This is a genomic window from Streptomyces sp. OfavH-34-F (genome assembly GCF_022347745.1).
Lineage (GTDB): Bacteria > Actinomycetota > Actinomycetes > Streptomycetales > Streptomycetaceae > Streptomyces.
Map to the genome: position 1 here is coordinate 1 of NZ_JAKRGC010000063.1, position 26343 is coordinate 26343.

Consider the following 26343-nt stretch of genomic DNA (forward strand, 5'->3'; position numbering starts at 1 on the left):
CCGGCGGGCCCGCCGGGTAGGTGGGCGACGCGGTCACGGGCACGCTGACCACGAGGTCGAGCGACGGTTTCAGTTCGCCGCCGAGCGCGCTCCACACGTCGGCGAAGGAGCGGTCCTCGGGCGGCGGCAGGGCGATGGACATCGGTACGGCGGCCCCGATGCCGGCGAGCGTTCCGGTGAGCCGTTCCGGGGGCAGGGCCTCGTACGCCAGGAGGCAGCCGAGCAGGGAGGACAGCAGGCGGTGTTCGTCCTCCGGGCGCTTGGTCCAGGCGGTGATCAGGTACGACAGTTTGAAGTAGCGGGGCGGGCGGCGGCGCGCGACCACGGCGCCGCGTGCGTCGTACTCGTTGTGCAGGCCGCGTTCGCGCCGCCGCATGTCCTCGCGGATGTCGTACAGGTAGAGGTTGACCATGGGGGCGTTGACCTTGGCGGCCCACTCGCGGGTGGGGGCGTCGAAGACGACCGCGATCTGGCCGCCGCCGAGCGCCTCCGCGCGGATGAGGGCGCGCAGTACGTCGTCCACCTCGTGGATCACCTGGTGTCCGCCCCTCTCACGTGCGTCCCTTGAAGTCCGGTGGCTGGAGGTTGCGCTGGACCACCAGGACCGGTTTCCGGAGCCGGGGCAGTCCGGGGATGTCGGCCCGCAGGGTGCGGGGGCCGAGGAGGTCCTTGCGCAGGACCAGCACCTGGACCTCGAAGGTTCCGTCGCGGCCCACCCGGACGCCGGTGCGGTCGGCGGTGATGCCGGTGTCCCAGGTGAGGCGGACGGTCTCGCCCGGCGGGTAGTCCTTGCCGCGGGCGATGACGGGCTGGCCGGGTTTGGCGACCTGCGGGGTGACGGTCAGGGACGGTTCGAGGACGCGCAGCCGGTCGGTGTCACGGTTGTTGACGGGGCGCAGGTCGCCGAGCATGCCGCTGACGGTGGCGTGTACGTCGCCGGTGACGGGTGTGCGGTAGGTCGCGGTCTGGGTCACCTCGATACGCCCGCCGGGCGGGATGGTGCAGGGGGCGGCGGCGGTGCAGCGGCGTGGGGAGGTCAGGGTGCGGTCCTTGGCCCGGTCGGGTTCGGGCCAGCCGGTGGTGAGGACGACGTCCCTGGCGGTGTCCGGGCCCGCGTTGGTGATGGTGAAGCGGGCGTGGGCCGCGCGGCCGGTGTACGTGCGGCCGGGGCTGACGTCGGCCGTGACGGCGACGTCCGTGGCGGGGGGCGGGGGGAGCGGCGGCGGTGGCGGGTCCAGTACCAGGAAGACGGCCGTGTCGGTGGCGGTGTTGCCCGCCTTGTCGGTGGCGGTGCAGGTGACGGTGGTGGAGCCGATCGGGAAGAGGGAGCCGGACGCGGGGGTGCAGTCGGCGGGGAGCCGGCCGTCCTGGGCGTCCTTCGCGGTCGCCCGGTAGCTGATTCTCGTACCGTCCTCGTCGTCGGCGCGGGCGATGCGGTCGTCGAGGGTGACGACGGGGGCGTCGATGTCGTTGACGTCGATCGTGATCTTCTGCTGGAAGTCGGGGTCGGGGGCGACCGAGGGGGCGAGGGTGCCGGTGCCGGGGATCTGCGGGCCGAGCAGGAACTGGACGGTGCAGGTGAGCCGGGCGCCCTGCGGGGCGTCGGGGGCGACGTCGACGGTTTCGGCGAAGTGGGCGCTCTGGCCGCTGGTCAGCTGTCGAGTGGGCGGGTCGAGCGTGACGGTGAGGAAGGGGCTGCACGCGTCGAGCCGGTAGCCGACGGAGGTGGGCAGGTTGTCCATGCCGTCGACGATGGCCTGGGCGACCCGGTCGCCCTGGATGCCTTCCAGCAGCCGTCCCTGGGTGGCCCGGATGATGCGGGTGGCCTGGCCGGGGGTGGTCGGCGGGTCCTCGACCTGGCCGGGGACGCCGGCGTCGCCGTCGCCGTCGAGTCCGTCGCCCAGGTCGCTGTCCACGTCCACGCCGACGACCCGGACGCCTTTGTCCTGGAGGGCGAAGATGGTGTCGTCGATGGTGTGGCCGTTGCTCGGCGAGTGGCTGGAGGCGTCGCTGACGAGGACGACCACCGGGTTGGAGCCCTCGCGGAAGACGGTCTCGCCGCCGGCTCCGTCGGCGATCTGCCACAGTGCGTTGATCCAGTCCTCGGAGGGGCCCTTGCTGAACGCGCCGAGGTCCGTCGTCAGCGCGTCCACGCCGTCCTGCACCTTGTCGAGGTCGGACGTGAGCCCCTGGAGGACCTTGAATCCGGCGCCGGGATCGACCTGCTGGTCTCCGAAGGTGGCGACGGCGAACCGGGACTCGGGCTGGGCGGCGAGGACCTTCTCGGTGATGTCGGGAAGGTTCTGCTGCACGCTGGCGATGGGCACGTCCATGCTCCCGGTGCCGTCCACCAGCAGGACGACCTCCGGTTTCGGCGGGACGGCCGGGGTACGAACCGACTTGTCGACTCCCGTGGAGTCGCCCGGGTCGAGTGAGGCGTGCAGGGTCGCCGGCGTCACCCACGGGTCCGGGGGCGCGGGCGCGGCGGGGGCGGCGCCGGACGCGCCCGACGCGGGCACGAGCGCGGTGGCCAGCAGCAGGAGGGCGAGCGCCGCCGACCGTCGCGCACCGGCCGGTCCGCGTGGGCGTCCCGCCGGCCGTGTCCACCGCACCGCTTCGCTCCCCCGCACCCGGACCTCCCACCGGTCGAACCGCGCCCACACGGTCCCTCGCGTGCGTCCGGTGCGCAGCGGGAGGTCAGCCCATTCGGCGGGTAGCGCCCGCTGCCCTTTGGGGCAGGGGCGGCCGCGCGGGCCCGGCCGGGGGCGGACCGTGGCTCAGATCAGGCCCTGGCGCATCGCGTACGCCACCGCGTGGGAGCGGTTGCGCAGTTGCAGCCGGGTCATGACGGAGTGCAGGACGTTCTTGATGGTGCGTTCGGAGTAGGCCAGCTTGGTGGCGATGTCGGCGGTGTCGTAGCCCTCGGCGACCAGGCGCAGGACGTCCACCTCGCGGGCGGCGAGCCCGGTGAAGTGCAGGCCGCGCGGGGCGAGGACCTGGCCCTGGAGGCGGCCGACCTCCGCCAGGAGGCGGCCGAGGAGGTCGGAGGGCAGGTGCCCTTCGCCGCGGGCGACCGTCTCGATGACGTGCACCAGGTGTTCGGAGGTGGACTCGGCGCGCCTGATGACGCCGACGACCCCGCACTCGGCGGCGCTGACCAGCTTCTGTTCGTCGATGTCGGTGGTGACGAGCACCGCGCGCGAGTCGGTGGTGCGCTGGATGTGGCGCAGGGTCGTCAGGACGTCCTCGTCCACCGCGTCCACGACCATGACGACCACGTCGGGCGAGGTTCCGGCCTCCTCCCAGTCGACGACGTTCACTTCGGGCCGCGTCCGCAACTGGCTGGCCACGCCCGCTTGCGAGATCGGGTCCTGGGCCCGTAACGCGACGGTGGTGCGCTCCATGTCCGTGCTCCCCCCTGGGAAACGGCCGGAAGCTCTCTTCTTGCACACGCCTCACAGCCGTGTTCGTGTACCCCACCGGTGATGAGGCGGACAGAAGATTCCCGCCTTTGTTGAGGAGGAAACCACACAGTATGGCCGGGGCAGCCAATGTGCCCGAAAGTGTTCCTTCGCGGCCGATGTACGTCCTCGGGGGCGACCTTACGGTCCGCGTATGAGTCTCACCGCAAGCCTCGACGCGTCCACCGTCAGCGCCGTACCGGGCGAGGAGACGGCCGTCCCGCTCCAGGTCCGCAACTCCGGGACGACCGTCGAGGAGTACCGCTTCGAGGTGGTCGGCGCGTGTGCCGCGTGGGCGGCGGTGGAACCGGCCGCCCTGTCGCTGTATCCGGGCGACTCGGGGACGGTGTCGCTGATGCTGCGCCCGCCCCGGGACTCGACGGTGCCGGCCGGGGAGACACCGTTCGGGGTCAGGGTGGTGCCGACCGGTGAGCCGGGTGGGACGGTGGTGCCCGAGGGCCGGGTGACGGTGCTGCCGTTCACCGGGACGACGGCCGAGCTGGTCCCGCGCAACTCGCACGGCGCCCGTGCCGGACGCCACCAGCTGGCGGTGGACAACCGGGGCAACACGCCGGTGACGGTCCGTCTGGGCGCGCAGCCCGGCAGCGAGCGGGCGCGCGTGGAGTTCGCCGCGCAGGAGCTGCGGGTGGAGCCGGGCCGGGCGGAGTTCGCGAGGCTGAGGGTGCGCCCGGTCAAGCGGATGTGGCGCGGTACGCCGGTCACGCACCCGTTCCAGGTGTTCGCCGCGACCGAGGTCGCCGAGGGCCAGGACCCGGTGGAGCCGGTGCTGGTCGACGGCGCGTACGAGCAGGAGCCGCTGCTGCCCCGCTGGCTGCCCCGCGCCCTGATCACGGCGGCCGTGCTGGTGCTCGCGCTGGTCGGCCTCTGGTACGCGCTGCTGCGTCCGGCGGTGAAGTCGGCGGCGCGCGAGGCGATCACGCCGGAGGCGGTGCGGTCCGCCGCGGCGGCCGACCCGAGCAAGACCCCGGAACAGGGCGGGCCGGGCGGCTCCGGCGGGGGCGGCGGCGATTCCGCCGGTACGGGGTCGGGCGGCGGCGGGGCGAAGCCCTCGGGCCGGCCGAGTCCTTCGGCGGCGGCCGACGGGGACGCCGCCACGGAGGCGGCCACGCCGACGAGCGCGCAGGTCAGGGTGCAGGACTCGCTCGGCGGCGGCCCGAACGCCGGGACCGCGCTCACGGTGCCGGCCGGGAAGGTGTTCCAGCTGACCGACATCGTCGTCCAGAACCCGCAGGGCGACGCCGGGACGCTGGTCGTCACGGCCGGCCGGGAGACCCGGGTGCTGAGCCTGGGCCTGGAGAACTTCCGTGACTCCGACTACCACTTCGTGACGCCGATCCTGGTGCCGGCGGGCGGCAAGGTCACGATGACGATCGACTGCCGCAAGGTGGGCAAGCCGGTGGGCGCGCAGGCGCCCGCGCGGTGCGCGGAGTCGATGTTCCTCGGCGGCACGATGCGCGACGCCGACGCCGGCTGACAGGGCGCCGGCTGACGGGGCGTCGGCGACGTCCGGTCCCGCCGGCCGCGGTCAGGCCGGCGGGGCCTCCTCTTCCTCCTCCGGGTTCTTCTCCTCGGCGCGCTGGACGAAGGAGCCCTGGACGTCGGCGGGCTGCTCGTCCTCGTCCTCGGTGGCCGCGCGCTGGACGGCGGGGGCGGCCGGGGACGCGGTGGCTCCGGCGGGGGTCGCGGTGGCCGGTGCCGGGTCGGAGAGGACCCGGTCGGCGTTGGCGACCGCCTCGCGTTCGAAGCGGTCCGACGGGTCGCTGACCCGGATGCCGCCGGGCGCCTCGGTGCCCTCGACGGGTCCGCTGCGCTGCTGGATGACATGGGTCAGCTCGTGCGCCAGCGTCGTCCGGCCCTGGGGCGACGAGGGATCGTAGGCGTCGCGCTGGAAGACGACGTCGTTGCCCACGGTGTAGGCGTGCGCGCCGACGCCCTTCGCGGATTCGTGGGCGGCGGCGTCGTTGTGGATGCGTACGTCCGAGAAGTCGGCGCCCATCCGGCTCTCCATGTCCACCCGGGTCTCGGGGTCCAGCGGGGTTCCGCCGCCGGACCCGACGACGTCGTGCACGGGCGAGCGGGGCGCGGCGGCCTCCTCGGCCCCCTCGGCCTCCTCGGGCGCGGCGGACCGGGCGCGCTGGATCACCGGGCCCAGCGCCGCGTTGCCGACCGTGCGCTGGAGGGCGCCCATCCCGGCGGTGCCCACCACGTCGGCGCGGCCGGTGGCGGCGGCCCGGAAGAGATGGTGCGCGCCGGGTCCGGCGGGGCCGGGGGCGGTGGTGTCGTGCGCGTGTCCGGGCGCGGGGCGCGCGTAGACGTCGTCGGTGTCCCGGAGCGGGGTGTGGTGGTCCCGTTCGGGGTCGTGCTCGTGGTCGTGGTCCAGTGCGTTCACCGTCATCTCCCCTGACCGCACGGGGCGGGCCCGCGCCGCTCGGTCAGCGGTGGACCGCCCGCTCCTCCCGGCCCTCCACCCTGGGGGACGCCCCGCCGCAGCGTCCAGCCCGGCACCCGTTGGGCGCGGGGCACGGCGGGATGCCTTTTCGGGCAGCGGGGCGGTACGGACGGCCTCCGGCGTACGGGGGCGGCCGGGCGGTTCAGCCGGAGAGTGCGACGCGGACCAGCGCGGCGGCGAGCCGGGGCAGGTCCTGGTCGCGGACGAGGCCGGCGAGCGCGTCCGGGGATCGGGGCAGTCCGAGCCGTTCGGCGGCGTCCTGGGCGCGCCGGTCGAAGGCGGGGCGCAGTTCGGGCCACAGCCCCTGGGCCTCGCGGCTGAAGATGTCGGCGCCCACGGGTCCGATCCGGGGGAACTCGCGCAGCAGCTCGCGCAGCCGTTCCGGGTCTCCCCCGGCTTCCTCGCGGAGGCGGCGCAGGTCGCCGCGGTAGCGGTCGAGGGAGAGCCGGGCGCCGTCGCCGAGGGCGGTGGACGTGCTCTCGTCGTAGCGCCGGTAGTGGGCGCGGCCCAGGGCGTCCACGCGCTCCTGCCAGGTGGCGTCCGCCATCGCGCGGGGGGTGCGCAGGCCGGCGGCGAAGAGTTCGCGGGCGGCGGCCACGGCGATGTCGGCCTTGATCCGGACGGAGAGGAGCACGCACAGCGTGAGCAGTTGGTGGAGCGGCATGGGGGTGTCGCGGAGCCGGATGCCGGCCTCGTCGGCGTAGGTCCGGCCGTGCTCGTCCAGGAGTCTGCGCACGGTCGTCGCGGTGGACATGGTGGCCTCCGTGGTGGGTCGGGGAAGCGGACTGCGCCGGGGCGGCCGAGGGCGGGGGTGTTGCGGGCCGTCGCGGCCGTTCACCGGCCCCGGGCCGCGCGCAGGCCCAGGGCCGCGCGCAGGCCCAGGGCCGCGCCGGAGACGGCTCCGGCCGCCAGGGCCGCGGTGAGGGTCGGATGCCGGGAGGCCCACAGCTGCGGGTCGCGCCGGTGGGACTGCCGGTCGAAGGTGCCGTGCGCCCCGTGGTCGGTGGCGTCGTCCACGGGGTGCCACAGGTTGTGTTCGGGGCTGTCGCCGGACTCGTCGGTCTGCTGGGAGTCGAAACCGGTACGGGCGAGGTAGCGGTCGAGAAGGCCGGCGGCGAACTTGTTGGCGACGAGGGTGGCGACGGTGCTGGAGCCCACGTAGTACTGCTTGCGGCCGGGGTGGTCGGCGGCGTACAGGACGGCGTCGGCGGCGACCTCCGGCTGGTAGATCGGGGGCACGGGCTGCGGCCGGCCGCGCATCCGGGACAGCACCCAGGAGAACTGCGGGGTGTTCACGGCCGGCATCTGCACGACCGTGACGCGGACGTTGCTGCCCTCGTGCAGCAGCTCGGTGCGCAGCGAGGAGGTGAATCCGTTGATGGCGTGCTTGGCGCCGCAGTAGGCGGACTGGAGCGGGATGGACCGCTCGCCGAGTGCCGACCCGACCTGGACGACGGTTCCGGCGTCGCGCGGGAGCATGTGCTTCAGCGCGGCGCGGGTGCCGTTGACGAAGCCGAGGTAGGTGACGTGGGTGACGCGTTCGTACTCCTCCGGTTCGATCGCGGTGAAGGGGGCGAAGACGGAGGAGAAGCCGACGTTGACCCAGACGTCGATGCGGCCGAAGGTGTCCACGGCCTCGTCCGCCGCGGCCTGGACCGCGCGGTGGTCGGCGACGTCGGTGGGGACCACGTGGGCGCGTCCGCCGGCCGCCTCCACCTCCCGGGCGGCCGCGGCGAGTCCGGCCCGGCCCCGGGCCAGCAGGGTCACATCGGCCCCGCGGGCACCGAAGGCGCGGGCGGCCGCGCGGCCGATTCCGGCGCTCGCTCCTGTGATGACGACGCTCTGGCTCATGTTTCTTCTCCTTCGCTGGGGGCCGGTGCGGCGAGACGGACGGAGGTTTCGAGCATCAGCGCGTGCACGAAGGCCTGGGGGAGGTTGCCGCGCAACTGGCGCTGGCCGATGTCGTACTCCTCGGTGAACAGGCCCGGCGGTCCGCAGGCCGCCCGGTTGCGTTCGAACCAGCGCACCGCCTCCCGCTCGTTGCCCTGCTGGTGCTCGGCCAGGGCCATGAGGTGGCCGCAGAACAGGAAGGCGCCCTCGGCCTCGGCCAGCGGCCGTTCGTCGTGCCGGAAGCGGTACGCGTAGTGGTCGTGGGTCAGTTCGGCCCGGTAGGCGTCCAGGGTGCGGACGGTCCGCGGGTCGCGGGCGCCGATGCCGCCCCGGACGGCGGGCAGCAGCAGGGCGGCGTCGAGTCCGGGGTCGTCGGGGGCGCACTGCCAGCGGCCGGTCGGATGGGTGCTGGTGGCGGCGGTCCGGGCGGTCAGGGTGTCCGCGAGCCCGGCCCAGGAGGCGGCCTGGGGGCAGGGGACGCTCGCGGCCATGGCGCGCAGCCCGGCCGCGCAGATGAGGCGGCTGTGGGTCCAGGTCCGGGCGTCCAGCTCCCAGATGCCGGCGTCGGGTTCGTGGTGGCGGGCCTCGATGGCGGCCACGGCGATGTCCGCGGCGCGCCGGCCGTCGGGTCCGAGCCGGCCGGCTCGGGCGGCGGCGGCGAACAGGAGCAGGGCCTCGCCGAAGGCGTCGAGCTGGAACTGCCGGTTGACGTGGTTGCCGATCCGGTCGCCGCCGCCGGGGTAGCCGGGCAGCGGCAGCGTCTCCTGGTCGGGTACGGGGCCGCCGGTGACGGTGTAGGCGGGGGAGAGGCGGGGGCCGTCCTCGTGGAGCCGGGCGGCGACGAAGCGTACGGCGTCGTCGGTGAGCCGGTGCGCCCCGGCCGCGGCGGCGGCCTGTCCGGCGTAGCACTGGTCGCGCATCCACACGTAGCGGTAGTCGTAGTTGCGGCCGGCCTCGGCGCGTTCGGGGAGGCTGGTGGTGGCGGCGGCGACCATGCCACCGGAGGCGCTGGTGAGTCCGCGCAGGACGGTGTGGGCGTGGCGGGTGTCGTCGGGGGCGAGGCAGTCGGGCAGCGGCTGGGCGGCGCGGGCCCAGGCGTCCTGGGTGGCGTGCCAGGCCCGGTCGGCGTCCACCGGCTCCCTTCCGGGCCGGTCAGCGGAGAGTTCGAGGACGAGGTCGTGGTGGCCGCCCGCCGGTACGGTCAGCTCCGCCGTCAGTCCGGTGGTGCGGCGGCCGTCGCCTCCGGGGCGGGCGTCGGCGGCGCCGGTCCAGCGCCAGTGGAGGGGGCCGCTGCGGCCGGTCCAGACGCCGGGCCGTTCGTGCCGTACGTCGCGCGGCGGCCGGGCGCCGTACTCGGCGTACGGTTCCAGGGCCACGGTCACCCGCGCGTCGCCCTCCACGGCGCGGACGCGGCGCAGCAGGACGGCGCGGCCCGGGTCGCCGGGGAAGGCCAGCGCCTCGCGGCATTCGATGACGCCGTCCGCGGTGACCCAGCGGTTGCGCCAGATGAGGGTGCCCGGTTCGTAGAAGCCGCCCCAGACGAAGCGGGCGCGCGGGGTGAGGGTGTAGTGGCCGGCGCCGCCGATGAGGGAGGCGAAGACCGCGCCGGAGTCCCAGCGCGGCGCGCACAGCCAGGCGATGTCGCCCTGGGGGCCGACGAGCGCGCCGCGTTCCCCGTCGGCGATCAGGGCGTACTCGCGCAGGACGTGCGGCGGCGGGCCGGGGTGCGGGTCGGGGCGGGTCATGCGCCTCCTCGTGCGGTCGGGCCGGTCACCGGACGCGGTAGCGTTCCGCGGCGCCGGGGCGCGGTTCGAGTCCGTGTCCGGGCGCGCCCGAGGCGCCGGAGCGTACGGTGCCGCCGGCCGGGTCGAGCACCCCGTCGAAGAGCATGTCCTCGACGCGGACGTGGTCGTGGAACCACTCCAGGTGGCGGAGGTTGGGGACGGCCGCCGCGGCGTGGGCGTGGACGTGCGGGGCGCAGTGTCCGGAGATGTCGAGTCCGGCGGCTTCGGCGAGCGCGGCGGCGCGCAGCCAGCCGGTGATGCCGCCGCAGCGGGTGGCGTCGGCCTGGAGGCAGTCGACGGCGCCGGCGGTGACCATGTGCCAGAAGTACGGCAGGGTGTAGCCGTACTCGCCGGCGGCGACGTCGGCCGTGGTGGCGGCCTTGACCTGGGCGAGCCCGGCGGGGTCGTCGGAGGAGACGGGTTCCTCGTACCAGGTGACGCCGTGCTCCTCGAAGGCCCGGGCCACGCGGACGGCCTGTTTGCGGGTGTAGGCGCCGTTGGCGTCCACGTACAGCTCGGTGGTGTCGCCGATGCTGCGGCGGGCGGCGGCGATCCGGTGCAGGTCGCGGTGGTCCTCGCGGCCCCGGCGCCCGCCGATCTTGATCTTGACGCGGGGGATGCCGAGGGTCTGCGCCCAGTCGCGCAGTTGCCGGTCCTGCCGGGCGTCGTCGTACGGGGTGAAGCCGCCGCTGCCGTAGACGGGGACCTCCGGGTCGGTGGCGCCGAGGAGCCGGGTCAGCGGCAGGTCGAGCAGGCGGGCCTTGAGGTCCCAGAGGGCGATGTCCACGGCGGACAGCGCCTGGGCGACGAGGCCGGGGCGGCCGGCGTTGCGGACGGCCCGGCTCATGGCCTCGTTGGCGGCGGGTACGTCCCAGGCGCTGCGGCCCGTGACGACTCCGGCGAGGAGCTGGTCGACGACCGCGGCGGTGGCGGGCGCCCCGTAGGTGTGGCCGAGGCCGCGGGTCCGGCCGGAGACCGCCGTGACCAGGACGAGGGTGGTCTCGTCCCAGGCCAGGGTGCCGTCGCCCTCCGGGGCGTCGGTGGGCACGGTGTACACGGCCGTCTCGACCCGGTCGACCAGGGGGGCGTCCGCACCGCCGGGGCGCGGGGTCACTTGCCCGAACGCCCTTCGTGATGGCCGGGCAGGATCTCCTGGACCTTGGCCTTGAAGCCCTGGCGCACCACGTCGGCGCGGTCGCTGTCGCCCTTGAGGATCGCGGTGGCGGCGGCCTCGATCTGGTCGAGGCTGGCGTGCGGCGGGATGGGCGGGACGGCGGGGTCGGTGCGGAAGTCGATGACGAAGGGCCGGTCGCAGGCCAGGGCGCGGTGCCAGGCGCCCTCGACCTGTTCGGGCTTCTCGACGCGCAGGCCGTCCAGGCCGACGGAGCGGGCGAAGTCGGCGTAGCGGACGTCGGGCAGCGACTGGGAGGGCAGGAACTGCGGGGCGCCGGACATGGCGCGCATCTCCCAGGTGACCTGGTTGAGGTCCTCGTTGTTGAGGACGGCGACGATCAGGCGGGGGTCGTCCCACTCCTGCCAGAACTTGGCGACGGTGATCAGCTCGGCCATGCCGTTCATCTGCATCGCGCCGTCCCCGACGAGGGCGATGGCGGGCCGGTCGGGGTGGGCGAACTTGGCGCCGATGGCGTACGGCACGCCGGGGCCCATGGTGGCGAGCGTGCCGGACAGGGAGCCGCGCATCGAGCCCCGGAAGCGGAGGTGGCGGGCGTACCAGTTGGCGGAGGAGCCGGAGTCGGCGGCCACGATGGCGTTGTCCGGGAGGAGGGCGTCGAGCGCGTGGACGACGTACTCGGGGTTGACCGGGTCGGCTTCGACGGCGGCGCGGCGGCGCATGACCTCCCACCACTTGGCGGTGTCCTTCTCGATCTTCTTGCGCCAGGAGCCGTGCTTCTTGCGCTTGAGGCGCGGCAGCAGGGCGTCGAGCGTGGCGCGGGCGTCGCCGATGAGGTTGACCTCGAACGGGTAGCGCAGTCCGATCATGAAGGGGTCGATGTCGATCTGTACCGCGCGGGCCTGGTCGAGTTCGGGCAGGAACTGGGTGTACGGGAAGCTGGAGCCGACGACGAGCAGGGTGTCGCAGCCCTGCATCAGCTCGTAGCTGGGGCGGGTGCCGAGGAGCCCGATGGAGCCGGTCACGTACGGCAGGTCGTCGGGCAGGACGTCCTTGCCGAGCAGCGCCTTGGCGACGCCCGCGCCCAGCACCTCGGCCAGCCGTTCGACCTCGGCGCGTGCGCCGCGGGCGCCCTGGCCGACGAGGATCGCGACCTTCTCGCCGTCGTTGAGCACCTCGGCGGCGCGGGCGAGGTCGTCCTCGGCGGGGACGGGCGCGTAGCCGCTGGCGCCGAGGCTGGAGGGGACCATCTTGAACGCGTGGGTGGGCGGCGCGTAGTCGAGTTCCTGGACGTCGGCCGGGACGATGACGGCGGTGACGGTGCGCTTGGCGTACGCGGTGCGCATGGCCCGGTCGATGACGTTGGGCAGCTGTTCGGGGACGGTGACCATCTCGCAGAACTCGGAGGCGACGTCCTTGTAGAGGCTGAGCAGGTCCACCTCCTGCTGGTAGGAGCCGCCCATGGCGCTGCGGTTGGTCTGGCCGACGATCGCGACGACGGGTACGTGGTCGAGCTTGGCGTCGTACAGGCCGTTGAGGAGGTGGATCGCGCCGGGGCCCGAGGTGGCGGCGCAGACGCCGGCCTTGCCGGAGAACTTCGCGTAGCCGACGGCCTCGAACGCGGCCATCTCCTCGTGCCGGGCCTGGATGAACTTCGGCCGGTTCTCCGCGCGCCCCCAGGCGGCGAGCAGTCCGTTGATCCCGTCGCCGGCGTAGGCGAAGACGTGGTCGACGTCCCACTCGCGCAGGCGCTGCAGGATGTAGTCGGAGACCTTGGTCGCCATGTTCTCTTCTCCTATCGGTGGTGCGTCGTGCTGCGGATGCGGCGCAGGGCGGTGTACGCGGCCGTGCCGAGTGCCGTGAGGAGGGCGCCCGTGACCAGGCGGCGTGCGGCCGGGGCCGGGCGGGCGGGCCGGGCGGTGGCCTTCTCGGGGTGGTCGGCCGGCAGCGGTCCGTCGAGGGCGAGCGCGAGTGCCTCGGCCAGGTGCATGGCGCGGCGGCCGGTGGCGCCCTGCTCGATCTGCGTACGGCAGCTGAATCCGTCGGCGACGACCAGGGCGTCGGGCGCGGCGCCCCGGACGGCGGGCAGGACGCCCTGCTCCCCGATGTCCATGGACAGGTCGTAGTGGCCGCGTTCGAAGCCGAAGTTGCCGGCGAGTCCGCAGCAGCCCTCGTCCAGGACCTCGGCGTCCAGTCCGGCCCGGCGCATGAGTTCGCGGTCGGCGTCGAACTTCGTGACGGCGTGCTGGTGGCAGTGTGTCTGCACGGTGGCCCGGCGGGTGAGGACGGGTGGCCGCCAGTCGTCGGGGGCGTCGTTGACGAGGAGTTCGGCGAAGGTGCGGAACTGTCCGGCGAGGCGCTGGATGTCCTGGTCGTGCGGCATGAGTTCGGGCGCGTCGGAGCGGAAGACGGCGGTGCACGACGGTTCCAGGCCGACGATCGGGGTGCCCGCCTCCAGCCACGGCCGCAGCACGTCGGCGGTCCGGCGCAGCACCTTCTTGGCGGTGGCGGGCTGGCCGGTGGAGATCCAGGTGAGCCCGCAGCACACGGCGCGCTCCGGGACGGCGACCCGGAACCCGGCGCCCTCCAGGACCCGGACCGCCGCGCGGGCGATGCCGGGGTGGAAGGAGCTGGTGAAGGTGTCGGGCCACAGCACCACGGCGCGGGGGTCGGCCGGGTCGGGCTCGGGGCGGCCGCGCGCCCGCCACCACTGGACGAACGTCTCCTCGGCGAAGGCGGGCGGCTGCCGCTCGGCGGCGATCCCGGCGAGCCGCTTGGCGACGCGCCGGAGGCCGGGCGCGTCGAGCACCGCGTTGACCGGGCGCGGGGCGATCCGGGCGAGCCACGCCCACAGGGGCAGCCAGCCCAGCGAGTAGTGGGCGCTGGGCCGCAGCCGCCCCGCGTAGTGGTGCGCCAGGAACTCGGACTTGTACGTGGCCATGTCCACGCCCACCGGGCAGTCGGACTTGCAGCCCTTGCAGGCCAGGCAGAGGTCGAGCGCGTCGCGGACCTCGGTGGAGCGCCAGCCGTCGGTGACGGGGGTGTCGCGGTGCCCGCCGAGCATTTCGAACAGGAGCCGGGCCCGGCCCCGGGTGGAGTGCTCCTCCTCACCGGTCGCCCGGTAGGAGGGGCACATCACGCCGCCGCGGTGGGAGCGGCAGTTGCCGATGCCGACGCAGCGCATCACGGCCCGGTTGAAGGAGCCCTCGTCGTCCGGGTAGTGGAAGTGGGTCGCGTCGTCCGCGGGCCGCCAGTGCGGGCCGAGCCGCAGGTTCTCGTCGGTGCGGTACGGGGCGACGACCTTGCCGGGGTTCATCCGGTCGTCCGGGTCCAGGAGGGCCTTGACCTCGCCGAACGCGGCGACGAGCCGTTCCCCGTACATGCGGGGCAGCAGCTCCGCGCGCGACTGCCCGTCGCCGTGCTCGCCGGAGAGCGAGCCGCCGTAGGAGGCGACGAGGTCGGCGGCCCGGAACAGGAACCGCCGGAAGGAGTCGACGCCGTCGGCGGTCTTGAGCTCGAAGGGGATACGGGTGTGCACGCAGCCCTGGCCGAAGTGGCCGTAGAGGGAGGGGTGGTCGTAGTCGAACTCGGCGAACAGCTTCTTCAGGTCGCGCAGGTAGTCGCCGAGCCGTTCGGGCGGTACGGCGGAGTCCTCCCAGCCCTCCCAGGTCTCCCGGCCGTCCGGGGGCCGGGCGGTGACGCCGAGTCCGGCCTCGCGCGCCTTGAGCATCCGGCGTTCGCGGGGCGGGTCGTCGGAGAAGGTCACGGTGGGGTCGTCCTCGTCGCGGCCGAGCGCGTCGAGGAGATCGCGTGCCTGCCGGTCCACGCCCTCCTGGGTGTCGCCGCTGAACTGGAGGAGCAGCCAGCTGTCGCCCTCCGGGAAGGAGGCGAGGGAGGCGACGTGGCTGTCCTCCTCGCGCATGAGCTGCGCCATCCGGCCGTCCAGCGCCTCCAGCTGGGTCGGCGCACTGTGTTCCAGCAGGCGGGGCACGTCGTCGGCCGCCGCGCAGATGTCGGGGTAGCCGAGGACGAGCATCGCCTCGTGGGGCGGTACGGGCACCAGGTCGAGTTCGGCGCGGAGCACGGTGACGAGGGTGCCCTCGCTGCCGACGAGGGCGCGGGCCAGGTCGAAGCCCTTCTCGGGCAGCAGCGAGTCGAGGTTGTAGCCGGAGACCCGGCGCGGGATGGCGGGGAAGCCCTGGCGGACGTCGGCCAGGTGCGCGTCGATGATGCGGCGCAGCCCCTGGTAGACCTCGGCGCGGCGGCCGCCCGCGGCGACGATCTCCGCGTACTCCGCGTCGGAGGTGGGGCCGACCCAGCAGCGCAGTCCGTCGTAGGTCAGGATCTCCAGCCGCCGGACGTTGTCGACGGTCTTGCCGTACGCCTGGGCGGAGGCGCCGCAGGAGTTGTTGCCGATCATCCCGCCGAGCGAGCAGTGGCTGTGCGTGGAGGGTTTGGGGCCGAACCGCAGGCCCCGGTCCGCCAGCTGCCGGTTGAGTTCGTCGAGCACGATGCCGGGTTCCACCACGCAGGTGCGGGCGGCCTCGTCCACGGAGACCAGCCGGTGGCAGTACTTCGTCCAGTCGATGACCACGGCGGTGTTGGTGCACTGTCCGGCGAGGCTGGTACCGCCGCCCCGGGAGAGCACCGGTACGCCGTAGCGGGCGCAGACGGCGACCGCTTCGGCGCCCGCGTCGACGGTGCGGGGCACCACGACGCCGAGGGGGACCTGGCGGTAGTTGGAACCGTCGGTCGCGTAGGCACCCCGGCTGCCGGCGTCGAAGCGGACCTCGCCGTCGACGCGCCGGTCCAGTTCGCGGCGGAGGGACCGCAGGTCGGGTGCCGCTTCGGTGCTGGTGCCGCGCTGCCCGTCCGCCGGGGCGTTACCTCCCGTGGTCATCCGGGTCCTCCTCGTCGTCCGGCCGCGGGCCCGGCCGGCCCAGGGGCTCGCAGGAACCCCGGTACCCGAAGTCGGCGGGTTCACGTGCGCGCGTCGCGCCCGCTGCCCCGATCGGCCCTGCGGAACCGGTCGGGCGGCGGTACGGGCGGTGCGCGGCGTCACCCGACCGCGCGGCCCGGTGGGCGCCGCCGCCGGGGCGGTGCCATGTTTCGGACGTGGCCCCCCGGTAACCCGGATGGACACCCCGAGGGCCGAGGACGAGAGCGAGGAGGACCGCGTCATGCCGGCAGGATCGAGCCCCAAGCGTGAGCGCCAGTACGAACACGTGAAGGAGAGCGCGGAGAAGCGCGGCACGTCCGAGAAGCGCGCCAAGGAGATCGCCGCCCGCACCGTGAACAAGGAGCGGGCCCGTGCCGGTGAGTCGAAGACGGCGAGCAGGACGTCCACGCGCGACCCCAAGTCCGCCTCCCAGCGCGGCGGCGAGCGCTCGCACAAGGGCGCGCAGGGCCGCACGAAGGACCAGCTGTACGAAGAGGCCCGGAAGAAGAACGTCGAGGGCCGCTCCACGATGAACAAGGAGCAGCTCCGCAAGGCCGTCGACGGCTGAACGACCGGGGCAGGGACGGAGAGCACCTTTGTGCGCGGGCCGTGCGGTCCGCGCACAAACGTTTCGGCATGTGGGAGGGAGACCGTACGTGGACGAGGGACGTGTGAGCGGGGGGTCCGGTGGGGCGAGCGATGCCCGCAGCGGGCGTGACGAGACGACCGAGGAGAGGGCGGACCGGCGCTGGACGGAGCTGCTCCAGGAGTTGCGGGTGGCCCAGACGGGTGTGCAGATCCTGTTCGGCTTCCTGCTGGCGGTGGTCTTCCAGCCGCGTTTCACGACGCTGCCCGATGCGGACCGGACGATCTATGTCGTCACCGTGCTCCTGGGGTCGGCGACGGCCGCCGCGCTGATCGGGCCCGTCTGCTTCCACCGGCTGCTGACCGGCCGCAATCTGAAGCCGCAGACCGTGGTGTGGGCCTCGCGGCTCACCCTGCTCGGGCTGGTGCTGCTGTTCTGCACGATGTGCTCGGCGCTGCTGCTCATCATGCGGGTGGCGCTCCACAACCAGCTGGCGCTGTGGCTGGTGGGCGGGATGGCCCTGTGGTCGTTCGTCTGCTGGTTCGTGTTCCCGGCCTGGGCGCTGGCCCGGTCGGGCAGCAACGGGCGTTCCGCCTCCGCCGGGAGGAAGTGACCCCGCACATCGCGCACCCCGTGTGCTCCGGCCTGCGGGCCGGGGCGCACGGGGTGCGGCGTGTGCGGGTCACATGGCGCGCAGGGCCGGCAGCAGCTTGTCCTGCGCCCATTCGATGAACGGTTTCTGGTGGTCGCCGCCGATCTGGACGAGGGCGACCTCGGTGAACCCCGCGTCGACGAAGGGCCGGACCGCTTCGACGAACCGGCCCACGTCGTCGCCGCAGGGCACCGCCTCGGCCATGTCGTCGGGCCGGACGTACTGGGTGGCCTGCGCGAAGGCGGAGGGGCCGGGCAGCTCCGAGTTGACCTTCCAGCCGCCGACGGACCAGCGGAACTGGTCGTGGGCCCGTTTCACCGCCGCGTCGCGGTCGGTGTCGTAGCAGACGGGGAGCTGTCCCACGCGTGGCTTTCCGCCGCCGCCGTGCCGGTCGAAGTCGGTGAGCAGTTCCTCCTTGGGCTCGGTGGCGATGACGAGGTCCGCCAGCCGTCCCGCGATCTCGCAGGACCGGTCGCCCGAGACGGCGACCCCGAGGGGGACGGCCACGTCGGGCAGGTCCCACAGCTTGGCGTTCTCCACGTCGTAGTGGGCGCCGTGGTGGTTGACGTAGCCGCCGGAGAGGAGCGCCTTGATGATCTCCACGGCCTCCTCCAGCTTGTCAAGGCGCACCCGGGCGTCCGGCCAGCCGCCGCCCACCACGTGTTCGTTCAGGCTCTCCCCCGACCCGAGCCCGAGCCGGAACCGCCCCTCGGAGAGCAGTTGCAGCGTCGCGGCCTTCTGCGCCACCACGGCGGGGTGGTAGCGGGTCGTCGGACAGGTCACGTACGTCATCAGCGGGATGCGCTGCGTGGCCTGCGCGGCGGCGCCCAGCACGCTCCACGCGTACGGGGCGTGGCCCTGGGACGCCAGCCAGGGGAAGTAGTGGTCGGAGGTCACGGAGAAGTCGAAGCCCGCCTGCTCGGCCGCCACCACATCGGCGACGAGGGCGCGCGGCCCCGACTGCTCGGTCATCATCGTGTATCCGAATTGCACCATATGGGATGGGTTACCGATCCCCGGCGGACGAAACGTGGTGCCGGGCGCGAAGGTGCCTAGGAGCGCATCCGGGTGAGGACGCTGGTGTCGAGGCGGCCCAGGAGGGCGGCCGGGGAGTCGTGGATCTCGACGGCTCCGGCCGCCTCCAGGTCCGTCGCGGGGATGCCGCCCGACAGCAGCCCGACGGCGGGCACCGAGGCCGTGCTCGCGGCCTTCATGTCCCAGACGGAGTCCCCGATGTACACGGCCTCCTCGCTGGTGGCGCCGGCGATCTCCAGGGCGTGGCGGATCGGGTCCGGGGCGGGCTTGCCCGTGTCCACGTCGTCGGAGCTGGCCGTGCCGGAGATGACGTCGTCGGCGTCGAGGGCGCGCCGCAGGGCCGCCAGCTCGGTGCCGGACGCGGAGGTGGCCAGGACGATCGTCCAGCCCTGGCCGGCGAGGGCGCGCAGCAGGTCGGCGGCGCCCTCGACCGGGGCCAGCTGTTCGAAGCGGGTGGCGTACAGCGTGGAGTGCCGGGCGCTGATGTCCGCGTCCTGGCCCCGGTCGCGGCCCGGGCCCAGCAGATGGGCGACGAGGTCCTCCGAGCCGAGGCCGATGGCCCGGTGGATCGCGGGCATCGCGACGGTGTGCCCGGTCTGGCGGAACGCCTCCCACCACGCGGTGACGTGGAGGTAGTTGGTGTCGACCAGAGTGCCGTCCACGTCGAACAGCGCGGCGCGCGTCATGGAGGTCCTTTCCCGCCGGCGTGGCCCGCCGGTGTCACAGATCGATGGTCTCGGCGGCGCACACGCGGGCGCCCATGTTGCGTTCGGTCATCCGCAGGGCCGCCTCCGCCAGGTCGGCGTGGATGTGGGCGACGCCGTCCTCGGGGATGGTCAGGTCCATGTGGCGGATGTGCGCGTCCAGCGCGGAGTAGAGGACGCACTGCTCGGTCACCTGACCGGTCAGCACGAGGTGGTCCGCGCCCAGTTGGTGGAGCAGGTAGGGCAGGGGGGTCTCGTAGAAGATGGAGTGCCGGGCCTTGACGACGAACAGCGACTTCTCGTCGGGCAGCAGCGGTTCGACGAGGTCGGGGCGGGCGCCGGCCATGGCGGTCTCGACGATCTCCCCGTGGTGCGAGCGCCAGTCGCCGAAGTTGTCGTTGGTGTAGATCACGGGCGCGCCGCTGTTCCGTGCCGCCTTCAGCATGCGGGCGATGACGGGCACGGCCCGCTCGGCGGACGGCAGCAGCAGCTCGGCGTCCTCGTGGTCGTACGGGTTGATCATGTCGATGACGATGAGCGCCTTGCGGGACATGGTTGTCATGGTGGCACCGCCCGCCCGGACCGGCGAGCGCGCGGCCCGCGGGCGGCTCCCCCGGGGAGCACCGTCGACGGACGGCGGGCCGTCCCCCTCCGTCAGCTCCACCGGCTGCCGGCCAGTGGCGCGGTGGGCTCGCCCTCGCCCCGTACGACGCCGCGCAGGAAGGCCGCCAGCGCCTCGGAGGCCGAGTGGCGGGGCCGCCACCCGAGTTCCTCGTGGGCCCGTGCGCAGTCCATGACGGGCAGGCGCAGCACCGCGTCGAAGAGGTGTGGCGAGGCCGGGACCGCCCGTGCGTGCCAGGCGGTGGCCAGCGCGCCGCGCACCAGCGGGACGGGCGCGCGCACCACCCGCGCGTCGAGGAGTTCGCCGAGCGCGCGGGCGTCGGTAACGGTGTCGGCGGCGAGGTTGAAGGGGCCGCGCACGTCGCCGTGGACGGCCAGCCGGTACGCCTCCGCCGCGTCGTCGGTGTGCAGCACCTGGAACCGCAGTCCTTCGAGGTCAGGCACGAAGGGCAGCAGGTCGGGGCGGATCAGGACGCCGGGGAGGTACTTGCCGCCGAAGATGCGCCGCTGTTCGGGTGCGGCGGTCTCCTTGAACAGGAATCCGGGCCGCATCCGTACCACCCGGATCTGCGGATGGCGCAGTTCGAAGGTGTCCAGGACCCGTTCCAGATAGGCCTTCTCCCGGCAGTACGCCGCGTCGGGCCAGCCGTGGGTCGGCCAGCGCTCGTCGACGCCCGGCTCCCGCTTGGGGCCCGGCGAGTAGGCGCCCACGGAGGAGGCGTGGATCAGCGCGGGGACGCCCGCCGTGCGGACGGCCTCGATGACCCGCAGGGTGCCCTCGACGTTGCTGCGCCAGGTGACGACCGGGTCGTGGGTGGGCTGGAAGCGCCAGGCCAGGTGGACGACGGCGTCGGCGCCGGCGAACAGGGATGCGAGCCTGCCGGTGCTGTCGGGGCGGGAGAGGTCCACCCGCCCCCACTCGACGCCGGGCAGGGTGAGGTCGGGCAGCCGGCGGGCCAGTCCCAGGACCGAGCCGACGTCCGGGTCCTGCGCGAGGGCGCGGACGAGGCTCGTGCCGACGTTGCCGGTCGCGCCCGTGACGACGACGCGCGGCCGTGGTGATGCGTTCACGCTGTCTCCTTCGGTTGCGCCGCTGCTCCCGGGCCCGGGCGGTGTGCGCCGGGTTCAGGGCCGCAGGAGCGTCTTGACCATGCCGTCGGCCTTCGCCTGGAACGTCTCGTACGCCTTCGGCGCGTCCTCCAGCGGCAGGTGGTGGGTGGCGAAGCCGTCGACGCCCAGCGGGTCGTCGTCCCCGAGCAGCGGGAGGATGTCGGGCACCCAGCGCTTCACGTTCGCCTGCCCCATGCGCAGCTGGATCTGCTTGTCGAACATCTTGAGCAGGGGCATCGGGTCCACGGCGCCGCCGTAGACGCCGGAGACGGAGACGGTGCCGCCCCTGCGCACGACGTCGATGCCGGTGAGGAGGGCGGAGAGGCGGTCGATGCCGGCGCGTTCCATGAGGGGGCGGGCGGCCGCGTCGGGCAGCAGCCCGACCGCCCAGTGGCCGGCCTTGCCGATCGGGGCGCCGGTCGCGTGCGCCTCCATGCCCACGGCGTCGATGACCGCGTCGGTGCCGCGTCCGCCGGTGAGGTCGCGGACGGCCTGCGGCAGGTCCTTGCCGTAGCGGCCGAGGTCGAGGACCTGGACGCCGCGCGCGGCGGAGCGGGCGAGGCGTTCGGGGACGAGGTCCACGCCGATGACCAGGCCGGCGCCCCGGTGGAGGGCGATCCGGGCCGCCATGTCGCCGATCGGCCCGAGCCCGAGGACGGTCACGCTGCCGCCGGGCGGGATCGCGGCGTACTCGACGGCCTGCCAGGCGGTGGGCAGCACGTCCGACAGGTAGACGAAGCGGTCGTCCGGCGGCCCTTCGGGCACCGCGATGGGCAGGGTGTTGCCGAACGGCACCCGCAGCAGTTCGGCCTGCCCGCCGGGCACCTGCCCGTACAGCTTGGTGTAGCCGAAGAGGGAGGCGCCGGTGCCGTACTCCTTCACCTGGGTGGTCTCGCACTGGGAGTGGAGGCCCTGGTCGCACATGAAGCAGGTGCCGCAGGAGACGTTGAACGGGATGACGACCCGGTCGCCGCGGGCCACGGCGGTCACCTCGGGGCCGGTGACCTCGACGACGCCCATCGCCTCGTGGCCCAGGATGTCGCCGGGGTCGAGGTAGGGCCCGAGGACTTCGTACAGATGGAGGTCCGATCCGCAGATGCCCGTGGAGGTGACCCGGATGATGATGTCGGTCGGGTCCTGGATGACCGGATCGGGAACGGTCTCGACGCGGACGTCTCGCTTTCCCTGCCAGGTCAGTGCACGCATGAGTGGTCTCCTCGCTGTCGGGTGGGGGGCCGGGTCGCGGTCGCGCCGCCGGTTCAGTGGCGGGCCGTGCGCCGTGCCGCCTTCGCTTCGGCCTGGGCGATCCGTCCGGCGGTCTCGCGCCGGCGCCCCTCCGCCTTCAGGGCGTCGTCGCCCAGCGCCGCGCCGTCCGACCTGAGTTTCGCCCCCTTCGCCCGCATGGCCAGGGCGCGGACGATTTCGGCATGCCGTCCCATGTCTGCTCGGTTCCTCCCGGTCGTCGTGCGGTGGTGGCCCGCCCGGTCGTTCCGTGGGCCGGGTTCCCACAGAACGCGGGTTCAACCGGAATGCCGGATTCGGTCGCTGGTGCGGTGGGGTGCCGGTACGGGAACGGCCGGCCGTTCCCGCATGGCGGCGCCCGGTCCGGGTACCCGCCTGGCCAGGCTCCCGGCGTACGCGGGAGCAGGCGCTGCCGGTTGGGACCACAGCCGCAGCGCCGTCCAGCGGACTCCGAGTCGCGGGCCGCCCCGGGAGCGCCCAGGATCGACGGCGGGGCCCCGCCGTACCCATTCCGCGATCAGTTACGGAGGAAGATCCCATGACCGAGTCCGCACCGGGCCAGGACCCCACCGAACGCTTCCCGAAGCCCGACTTCCCGCAGCAGGAGCAGCAGCACCCCGGCTGGACCGGGCCCATGGACCCGCCGCCCGACCACGGTGAGGACTCCTACCGGGGCCACGGGCTCCTGGAGGGCCGCAAGGCCGTCATCACCGGGGGCGACTCCGGGATCGGCCGGGCCGTGGCGCTGGCCTTCGCCCGGGAGGGGGCCGACGTGCTGATCACGCATCTCGGCCCCGAGGAGGACGAGGCGCGGGAGACGGCCCGCCTGGTCGAGGAGGCGGGCCGGCGGGCGCTGACCGAGGCGTGCGACATCCGCGACGAGAAGCAGTGCCGGGCCCTGATCGGCAGCGCGGTGCAGGAGTTCGGGCGCATCGACGTCCTCGTCAACAACGCCGCGTACCAGATGGCCCAGCCCGAGGGCATCGCCGCGATCTCCACGGAGCAGTTCGACCGGGTGCTGCGCACCAACCTGTACGGGATGTTCTGGCTGTGCAAGATGGCGCTGCCGCACATCCCGGCCGGCGGATCGATCATCAACACCACGTCGGTTCAGGCGTACCAGCCGAGCCCGCACCTGCTGGACTACGCGATGACGAAGGGCGCGATCGTGACCTTCACCCACGGCCTGGCGCAGATGCTGGCGTCCGACGGCATCCGGGTGAACGCCGTGGCGCCCGGTCCGGTGTGGACGCCGCTGATTCCGGCGACGCTGCCCGACACCCGGGAGTTCGGGAAGCAGAGCCCGCTGGGGCGCCCCGCGCAGCCGGCCGAGATGGCTCCGGCCTATGTGTTCCTGGCATCCGACCGGGCGAGTTTCATCACCGGGGAGATCGTGAACGCGACCGGCGGCACCCCGCTTCCGTAATCCCCGGGGTGCGGGGCGGATCGATCCGGGCAGCCGGGAAAGGCGGTAGGTATGGCGAAGAATCATGAGGAAGCACCTGTTCTGGATGCCCTGGCCGCCTACCGGCAGCGGGGCGAGCTGGGGTTCACTCCCCCCGGCCACAAGCAGGCGCGGGGCGCCGCGCCGGAGGTCAGGGAGGTGCTCGGCGACGCCGTGTTCCTCGGTGACGTGCTGGCCAGCGGCGGGCTCGACGACCGGCGGATGAAGTCGAACGTGCTGCAGCGGGCCGAGGAGCTGATGGCCGACGCGGTCCACGCCGAGCACGCGTTCTTCTCGACGTGCGGCAGTTCCCTGTCGGTCAAGGCGGCGATGCTGAGCGTCGCCGCGCACGGCCAGAAGCTCCTGGTGGGGCGGGACGCGCACAAGGCGGTCATCTCGGGCCTGATCCTGTCCGGCATCCGGCCGGTCTGGGTCGAACCGCAGTGGGACACCGCACGCCACCTCGCGCATCCGCCGTCCGCCGAGGCGTACGAGCGGGCCTTCGACGAGCATCCGGACGCGCGGGGCGCCCTGGTCACCAGCCCCACGCCGTACGGGGTCGCGGCGGATCTGCGGGCCATCGCCGAGGGCTGCCACCGGCGCGGCCGTCCGCTCGTCGTGGACGAGGCGTGGGGCGCGCACCTGCCGTTCCACCCGGACCTGCCGACCTGGGCGATGGACGCGGGCGCGGACGTCTGCGTCACCAGCATCCACAAGATGGGCAGCGGCCTGGAGCAGGGCTCGGTGTTCCACCTGCGGGGCGACCTGATCGACCACGACACGCTGGCCTCGCGGGCGGACCTGCTGGGCACGACCAGCCCGTCCGTCCTGCTGTACGCCGGGATGGACGGCTGGCGGCGGCAGATGGTGCGGGAGGGGCATGCGCTGATGTCGCGCGCGCTGGACCTCGCCGCGTCCGTGCGCGAGGAGATCGAGTCGATCGACGGGATGCACGTCAACGACCGGGACGACTTCTGCGGTCCGGGCGCCGGCTCCGAGTTCGACCCGCTGCCGGTGCTCATCGACATCGCGGAACTCGGCGTCTCCGGCTACCGGGCGGCGGACTGGCTGCGCGAGCACCACCACCTGGACACGCACCTGATGGACCACCGGCGTATCAGCGCCCAGCTCACCCACGCCGACGACGCGGAGACGACGAAACGGCTCATGACCGCGCTGCGCGACCTGGCCCGGCAGGCGCCCTCGCTGCCGCGCGGCCCCGAGGTCGCCGTGCCGTCGCCGGCCGAGCTGAGGATGGAGCAGGCGGTGCTCCCCCGCGACGCCTACTTCACCGTGACCGAGGACGTGCCGGTGGAGCGGGCCGTGGGCCGGGTCGCCGCCGAGATGATCACGCCGTATCCGCCGGGCATCCCGGTGGTGCTGCCCGGCGAACGGCTGACCCGGCCCGTGGTGCGCTATCTGCTGACCGGTCTGGAGGCGGGGATGAACCTGCCGGACCCGGCGGACCCGGAGCTGCACACCGTACGGGTGTGCGCCGACGAGGCCGGCTGACCGCCGGGCGGGCCGCTCAGCCGCGCGTCCGGGCGACGCACTCGGCGACCGTGTCGCGCAGGCTTCCGGTCCGGGCGAGCGCGTCGCGCTGGAAGCGGGCCCCGGTCCCCCGCTCCAGCACCCGCTCGACGCCCTCCGTGGCCGCCCGCAGGTCGCCGCTGTCCTCCAGCGCGTCGCGCACCTGGGCGAGCAGGGCACGGACCGCCTCCGGCCCGGGTACGGGGCGCATGGTCGCCGGATGCAGCAGCGGCCCCTCCACGCCGGAGCGGCCGGCCTGCCAGGCCGCCATGCGCAGCAGCCCCACCCCGTACGGCTCGGGCGGCTCGCCCGCCCGCCAGGCGCGGGCCGCCGTCTCCACCAGGGCGCGGGCCAGGGTGGCGAGCAGCACGGCGTCGGCGGGGTCCAGGCACACGTCGGCGACCCTGATCTCGACGGTGGGGTACCGGTGGGAGAGCCGGGCGTCGAAGTAGATCATCCCCTTGTCGCGCAGGACTCCGGTGTCCACGAGTGCCCGGACCTCGTCGTGGTAGCGGCGCGCGGAACCGAAGATCTCCACCGGCCCGGACGAGGGCCAGCGCCCCCACACCCGGCTGCGGTAGCTGCTGTACGTGGTGTCCTGGCCCTGCCAGAACGGCGAGTTGGCGCTGAGGGCGAGCAGGACGGCGAGCCAGGGCCGGATGCGGTCCAGGACGGCGACGCCCTCCTCGTCCGACTCCACGGAGACGTGCACATGGCATCCGCAGGTGAGCTGTTCCTGGGTGGTCAGCCCGTAGGTGTCGGCCAGCCACCGATAGCGTTCGCCGTCGCCGATGGAGGGACTGACGGGCAGCGGGGCGGTGGCGAGGGCGACGACCGCTCCGCCGGCCCCGGCGGCGCTGTGGGCCGCCTCCGCGCGCCAGCGCAGGATCTCGTCGGCGAGTTCCCTCATGTCGCTCCGCGGTTCGGTGGCGAACTCCACCTGCTGGCGGTGCAGCTCCTGTTCGAAGACGGAGTCGCCTTCGGCGCGCCGCTCCGCGAGGGCCAGGACGGCCGTCGAGAGCGCGCGGGGGTCGCCGCTCTGCTCGTCGACGAGCAGCAGCTCCTCCTCGACACCCACAGTCCGCACCATCGTGTCCTCCATGCTCGATCGGCGGGGCTCTCGGCTCACCCCGCAGGTTCGCGGGAGGGTCGTGTCAACCCTCCCCCACATCGCCGTGTGCCACCTCCGGGCGCGGGCATCCCCGCCCGGGGACACCATTTCGCGCGGCGACAACGGCCATGTGCCCGGCCGCGATCTCGGCGCCGCACGCCTCCAGCAGCGGGAACGGCTCCCCGGCCCCGGTCCGCAGCAGGGTGAGCGCGCCCAGCACCGTCGTACCGTCGGGCGCGACCAGGGCCACGGAGAGCAGCGCGGCGACGTCGGCCCGGACCATCAGCGGCGTGCCGTCCTCGTCCGCGCCGAGCCTCGCCAGATCGTCCGCCGCCTGCTCGACCACCGCCGTGCCCCGGGCCATGGCCTCGGCGGCCGCCGGGCAGTCGCGCGGGTCCTGGCGCAGGAACGCCTTCTCCAGACCGGTGTCGTCCGGCTCCGGGGGGCCGTGCACCGCCACCCGAACGGGCTGCGCCGGAGGCCCCAGGTCGAGCAGCGCCCAGTCGGCGAGCCCGTCGCGCAGCAATCCGGCGGCCCCGGCGAGCGTCACCACCGGGTCGTCGCCGGCCAGCAGCGCGCGGGCGGCGCGGTCCAGGAGGTCGGTCAGCTCGGCCCGGCGGACGACGGTGGCG

At 73.9% G+C, this 26343-nt stretch carries 22 protein-coding genes and 1 pseudogene; 5 read left to right on the forward strand and 18 right to left on the reverse strand.

The annotated features are described in order from the left end of the window. From MHW47_RS12765 to MHW47_RS12775, 3 genes are all read right to left on the reverse strand, one after another. Nucleotides 1–535: DUF4255 domain-containing protein (locus MHW47_RS12765; protein WP_239223000.1), on the reverse strand; the 535-nt coding region annotated here is incomplete at its 3' end. Between the two features lie 16 nt (nucleotides 536–551). Continuing rightward, complete coding sequence (locus MHW47_RS12770; protein ID WP_239223001.1) at nucleotides 552–2612, reverse strand: HYR domain-containing protein; 2061 nt, start codon at nucleotides 2610–2612, stop codon at nucleotides 552–554. Nucleotides 2613–2777: 165 nt separating this feature from the next. Beyond that, nucleotides 2778–3404 (reverse strand): response regulator transcription factor, encoded by a 627-nt coding sequence (locus MHW47_RS12775; RefSeq protein WP_239223003.1) that lies wholly within the window; start codon nucleotides 3402–3404, stop codon nucleotides 2778–2780. A 211-nt stretch (nucleotides 3405–3615) separates the two neighbouring features. Between MHW47_RS12775 and MHW47_RS12780 the strand changes: the two genes are divergently transcribed. Next, complete coding sequence (locus tag MHW47_RS12780) at nucleotides 3616–4956, forward strand: hypothetical protein (protein ID WP_239223005.1); 1341 nt, start codon at nucleotides 3616–3618, stop codon at nucleotides 4954–4956. Nucleotides 4957–5007: 51 nt separating this feature from the next. Here the strand turns inward: MHW47_RS12780 and MHW47_RS12785 are convergent, their stop codons facing one another. From MHW47_RS12785 to MHW47_RS12815, 7 genes are all read right to left on the reverse strand, one after another. Next, complete coding sequence (locus MHW47_RS12785) at nucleotides 5008–5877, reverse strand: DUF4157 domain-containing protein (RefSeq protein ID WP_239223006.1); 870 nt, start codon at nucleotides 5875–5877, stop codon at nucleotides 5008–5010. 196 nt (nucleotides 5878–6073) lie between these two features. Beyond that, nucleotides 6074–6685, reverse strand: a complete 612-nt coding sequence (locus MHW47_RS12790) for an endonuclease (protein WP_239223007.1) — start codon at nucleotides 6683–6685, stop codon at nucleotides 6074–6076. A gap of 80 nt (nucleotides 6686–6765) precedes the next feature. Further along, nucleotides 6766–7782: an SDR family oxidoreductase gene (locus MHW47_RS12795; protein WP_239223008.1), complete on the reverse strand. Its 1017-nt coding sequence runs from the start codon at nucleotides 7780–7782 to the stop codon at nucleotides 6766–6768. Then, nucleotides 7779–9566 carry a glycoside hydrolase family 15 protein gene (locus tag MHW47_RS12800; protein ID WP_239223009.1) on the reverse strand — a complete coding sequence of 596 codons (1788 nt, stop codon included), beginning with the start codon at nucleotides 9564–9566 and terminating at the stop codon, nucleotides 7779–7781. Before MHW47_RS12800 ends, MHW47_RS12795 begins: the two co-directional genes overlap by 4 nt. A gap of 25 nt (nucleotides 9567–9591) precedes the next feature. After that, nucleotides 9592–10719 (reverse strand): enolase C-terminal domain-like protein, encoded by a 1128-nt coding sequence (locus MHW47_RS12805; protein WP_239223010.1) that lies wholly within the window; start codon nucleotides 10717–10719, stop codon nucleotides 9592–9594. Continuing rightward, a complete protein-coding gene (locus MHW47_RS12810) occupies nucleotides 10716–12521 on the reverse strand; it encodes a thiamine pyrophosphate-requiring protein (protein ID WP_239223011.1) in 1806 nt (601 codons plus the stop codon). Before MHW47_RS12810 ends, MHW47_RS12805 begins: the two co-directional genes overlap by 4 nt. Nucleotides 12522–12532: 11 nt before the next feature. Continuing rightward, nucleotides 12533–15637: an FAD-binding and (Fe-S)-binding domain-containing protein gene (locus tag MHW47_RS12815; RefSeq protein ID WP_239223012.1), complete on the reverse strand. Its 3105-nt coding sequence runs from the start codon at nucleotides 15635–15637 to the stop codon at nucleotides 12533–12535. Between the two features lie 280 nt (nucleotides 15638–15917). Here MHW47_RS12815 and MHW47_RS12820 point away from each other — a divergent pair, with 280 nt between their 5' ends. Both MHW47_RS12820 and MHW47_RS12825 read left to right on the forward strand, forming a co-directional pair. Then, nucleotides 15918–16244 (forward strand): plasmid stabilization protein, encoded by a 327-nt coding sequence (locus MHW47_RS12820; RefSeq protein WP_239223023.1) that lies wholly within the window; start codon nucleotides 15918–15920, stop codon nucleotides 16242–16244. Nucleotides 16245–16332: 88 nt separating this feature from the next. Continuing rightward, nucleotides 16333–16875 carry a DUF6328 family protein gene (locus tag MHW47_RS12825; RefSeq protein ID WP_239223013.1) on the forward strand — a complete coding sequence of 181 codons (543 nt, stop codon included), beginning with the start codon at nucleotides 16333–16335 and terminating at the stop codon, nucleotides 16873–16875. A gap of 69 nt (nucleotides 16876–16944) precedes the next feature. On the opposite strand, the gene MHW47_RS12830 is transcribed toward MHW47_RS12825, so the two are convergent. From MHW47_RS12830 to MHW47_RS12855, 6 genes are all read right to left on the reverse strand, one after another. Continuing rightward, nucleotides 16945–17910, reverse strand: a complete 966-nt coding sequence (locus tag MHW47_RS12830) for an LLM class F420-dependent oxidoreductase (protein ID WP_239223014.1) — start codon at nucleotides 17908–17910, stop codon at nucleotides 16945–16947. A 56-nt stretch (nucleotides 17911–17966) separates the two neighbouring features. Continuing rightward, nucleotides 17967–18635 carry an HAD family hydrolase gene (locus tag MHW47_RS12835; RefSeq protein WP_239223015.1) on the reverse strand — a complete coding sequence of 223 codons (669 nt, stop codon included), beginning with the start codon at nucleotides 18633–18635 and terminating at the stop codon, nucleotides 17967–17969. A gap of 34 nt (nucleotides 18636–18669) precedes the next feature. Then, nucleotides 18670–19206: a cysteine hydrolase family protein gene (locus tag MHW47_RS12840; protein WP_239223016.1), complete on the reverse strand. Its 537-nt coding sequence runs from the start codon at nucleotides 19204–19206 to the stop codon at nucleotides 18670–18672. A 101-nt stretch (nucleotides 19207–19307) separates the two neighbouring features. Continuing rightward, a complete protein-coding gene (locus MHW47_RS12845; RefSeq protein WP_239223017.1) occupies nucleotides 19308–20345 on the reverse strand; it encodes an NAD-dependent epimerase/dehydratase family protein in 1038 nt (345 codons plus the stop codon). Between the two features lie 54 nt (nucleotides 20346–20399). Next, a complete protein-coding gene (locus MHW47_RS12850; RefSeq protein ID WP_239223018.1) occupies nucleotides 20400–21590 on the reverse strand; it encodes an alcohol dehydrogenase catalytic domain-containing protein in 1191 nt (396 codons plus the stop codon). A gap of 53 nt (nucleotides 21591–21643) precedes the next feature. Further along, nucleotides 21644–21823: a hypothetical protein gene (locus tag MHW47_RS12855; RefSeq protein WP_239223019.1), complete on the reverse strand. Its 180-nt coding sequence runs from the start codon at nucleotides 21821–21823 to the stop codon at nucleotides 21644–21646. A 341-nt stretch (nucleotides 21824–22164) separates the two neighbouring features. Between MHW47_RS12855 and MHW47_RS12860 the strand changes: the two genes are divergently transcribed. Together MHW47_RS12860 and MHW47_RS12865 are read left to right on the forward strand one after the other, a co-directional pair. Then, the gene (locus tag MHW47_RS12860) at nucleotides 22165–23052 is read left to right on the forward strand and encodes an SDR family oxidoreductase (RefSeq protein ID WP_239223020.1); all 888 of its coding nucleotides are present in this window, start codon (nucleotides 22165–22167) and stop codon (nucleotides 23050–23052) included. Between the two features lie 51 nt (nucleotides 23053–23103). Beyond that, the gene (locus MHW47_RS12865) at nucleotides 23104–24582 is read left to right on the forward strand and encodes an aminotransferase class I/II-fold pyridoxal phosphate-dependent enzyme (RefSeq protein WP_239223021.1); all 1479 of its coding nucleotides are present in this window, start codon (nucleotides 23104–23106) and stop codon (nucleotides 24580–24582) included. A 16-nt stretch (nucleotides 24583–24598) separates the two neighbouring features. On the opposite strand, the gene MHW47_RS12870 is transcribed toward MHW47_RS12865, so the two are convergent. Both MHW47_RS12870 and MHW47_RS12875 read right to left on the reverse strand, forming a co-directional pair. After that, nucleotides 24599–25690 carry a glutamate--cysteine ligase gene (locus MHW47_RS12870; protein WP_239223022.1) on the reverse strand — a complete coding sequence of 364 codons (1092 nt, stop codon included), beginning with the start codon at nucleotides 25688–25690 and terminating at the stop codon, nucleotides 24599–24601. Between the two features lie 64 nt (nucleotides 25691–25754). After that, a pseudogene (locus tag MHW47_RS12875) lies at nucleotides 25755–26343 on the reverse strand (PAS domain S-box protein); the annotation flags it as partial.